At 64.7% G+C, this 2,728-nt stretch carries 2 protein-coding genes and 1 pseudogene; all 3 read left to right on the top strand.

All coding sequences use genetic code 11. The features are described 5' to 3' along the window. Positions 1 to 437: pseudogene (locus QZ964_RS20775) on the top strand (hypothetical protein); the annotation flags it as partial. A gap of 181 nt (positions 438 to 618) precedes the next feature. After that, positions 619 to 1,059, top strand: a complete 441-nt coding sequence (locus tag QZ964_RS20770) for a hypothetical protein (RefSeq protein ID WP_292534160.1) — start codon at positions 619 to 621, stop codon at positions 1,057 to 1,059. Between the two features lie 113 nt (positions 1,060 to 1,172). Then, positions 1,173 to 2,728 (top strand): strawberry notch-like NTP hydrolase domain-containing protein (locus QZ964_RS20765; protein WP_292534158.1); only part of this gene is annotated, 1,556 nt, incomplete at its 3' end.

The raw sequence follows: 2,728 nt of genomic DNA, 5'->3' as shown, positions 1-2,728 counted from the left end.
CCTTTTGCGTCGGCCAGAGCGTCAACGCGCTGCAGCTTCCGCACGAACGCCGCTCAAAGGCGCTGGATCATGCCGATCGACTGGCCGAACATGTCGGGCTCGATATGAGCGCGCATTGGACGCCGACTGTCGAAAGCTATTTCGGCAAGGTGACCAAGGCGCGGATTCTGGCGGCGGTGCGCGAGGCCAAGGGTGAAGCGACCGCGCAGATGATCGATCATCTGAAAAAATCCGACATGGCGATCGAGGCGGAGCGTCTGCTTCAGGGAACCGGCTGGCTGCCCGAGCCCCTGCGCGGCGCGTCAACGGAGGCGGCCGATGCGCCAATCGTCCAAACGGAAGAAGGCGACGCCTTGCCGGATTTCCTGGGCGACGACGAAGATGCGGCGTCACGCGACGCCGAGGAAGAGGAACCGCACGCCACGGCCGCGGAATGATGCTCCAGGCGGGACGGCGCGCGCCGTTCCGCCTTTCTCCGCGTCTGCCGCATCGACGCTGACGTTTCATCACGCCTGATCGAAGGCGCGCTGTCTTCGTTCCCTGAAAAATTCTCTCCCCCCACATCGTCGCGCGCGTCTTGGCGCGCGCATCTTCCCTCCATTTTGAAAGGCCGACGCCATGGGCTGGCTCTATATGCAATCGCTCGGTGGTCATTCAGGACCGCCCGATTATCTCGACGCGCAATTCACCTTCGAGAATGCGGAAGGCCGATCGAGAGTTTTGCGCTCGGCACTTCTTGGCGATGCCTATTACGCCGCCGTCGAGCAGCAGCGCAGCGACGGGGCGCGCGCGGTCTTCGCGCTCGTCTGCCTCACCTACTACAACCCGCGTGATCCGGAAAGATTCATCTTCGGCTACAAGGATATGACGGAGCACATGGGGCCCTGCGAGAGCGACTGCCCCGAGGACATTCTGGATCTGTTGACGCCGACGGATCGGCCTTACGCAATCGCCTGGCGCGCCCGCTGTCGCGAGAACGCCGTCGCGCGCGCAGTAAGTCATCACAAAAATCGGCGTCGTCGTTCTGACGGATTGGCGGCGGCGGCGTCACGGCGCTGATCGTCGGCGCGACGGCGGGGGGAGAGAAGAGGAAAAGGGCTTGGCCGGGAGGGCGAGCCCGGGAGGAGCAAAGAGAGAGCGTCCCGGGCCGGTCACAATCCCGGAGACAATCGATGAGCCCGATCCTCGCCGCTACGCCCCGCGAACAATCCGAACTTTCCTTCATTTCGACCGACAAGCCGCATGCGCTGGCGATGGCGGCGCAGATGCTCGTCGCGCATCTTGCGAAGGGACGCGTCATCGACGCCCCAGCCCTGCGCGTGGCGATGGAAGCCGCTTTTGGCGCAAGCGACGCGCAAGGGGCCTGGAGCTGGAAAGACGCCTATGAGGCGGTCGAGGCGGCGCAAGTTTTGTTCCTGCGTCGCTATGGGCCGGCAATGGCTGCGCGCGCGGCGAATGATCCGGCGCGCCTTCTCGCCATGCTCAAGAAGGTCGGCGCGCTACTGCCGAGCGAAACGCGCCGCTCGGAAGAAAGCCAGGCGCTGCAGCAATTCTCGACGTCGCTGGAATTCGCCTATGTCGCGAGTCTTGCGGCGGGGATCGGCGCTGGCGATGTCGTGCTCGAACCTTCCGCCGGCACGGGGATGCTGGCGATCCATGCCGAGTTCGCCGGCGCGAAACTCATCCTCAATGAATGGGGCGAGACGCGCGCCGATCTCCTGAAACTTCTATTCCCCCAAGCGCCGCTCAGCCGCGTCGACGGCGCGCAGCTGCACGATCGCCTCGACCTTGGTCTTGTTCCGAGCGTCGTGCTGATGAATCCGCCCTTCTCGTCGTCGCCCCTGATTAAAGGACGGCATGCCGCGGCGACTTTCGAGCATATTCGCGCGTCTCTCTCGCGCCTTCGCGGCGGCGGACGGCTTGTCGTCATCACGGGCGAGAGTTTCGCGCCAACGACGAACGCTTGGCGCGGGAGTTTCGAGCGGTTGCAGGAGCAGGGACGGCTCGTGTTCACCGCCTCCCTCGCGCCCGGATTTTTCGCGCGGCATGGGACGAGCGTTGAGAGCCGGCTGACGGTCTTCGACGAGACGCCCGCGGAGAATTCGAAAGAATTTGTCGCGGGCTTCGGTCCGATCGCCGATCTTTCGGAACTGCTCGCGCTGGTGCAGCGTGAGATTCCGCCGCGCGCGTCTCTTGCGACTGTGCCTGGCAATGGCGAGAGGCCGGTCCAGGGCGGCGCGGGCTCGATCGCGAAGCCCTTCACGTCGATCGTTACAACGCGTCGCGTTGCACCTCGTCTGGCCTTTGCGGATTCTGCGCGTCAAAAGGTGGGTGTCGTTCCGGCCCCTGCCCCACGCGCCGCACCATCTGAGATTGCCGAAGTCGCCTATGAGACGCGCGACTGGAACGCGCCCGAGGGCGGCGCGCTCAGCGCCGGGCTCTATGAGCCCTATGCCGTGCAATCGATCGCAATTGAGGGCGCGAAGCCGCATCCGACGACGCTAGTGCAATCCGCCGCCATGGCGTCCGTCGCGCCGCCAAAGCCAAGCTATCGGCCGCATCTGCCAAAGCGCGTTGTCGAGTCCGGCCTTTTGTCCGACGCGCAGCTCGAAAGCGTCATCTATGCCGGCGAAGCCCATAGCGCCCTTCTCGCCGGCTCCTTCCTCGTCAATGAAAGCTTCGACACGGTCTCCGTCGCGCCGGACGACGCGGAAAATGCAGTGCGCTT

It is taken from the genome of Methylocystis sp. (assembly GCF_021731785.1).
GTDB lineage: Bacteria > Pseudomonadota > Alphaproteobacteria > Rhizobiales > Beijerinckiaceae > Methylocystis.
Note: the sequence above shows the minus strand (reverse complement) of the source record. Positions and strands in the feature narration are given on the sequence as shown.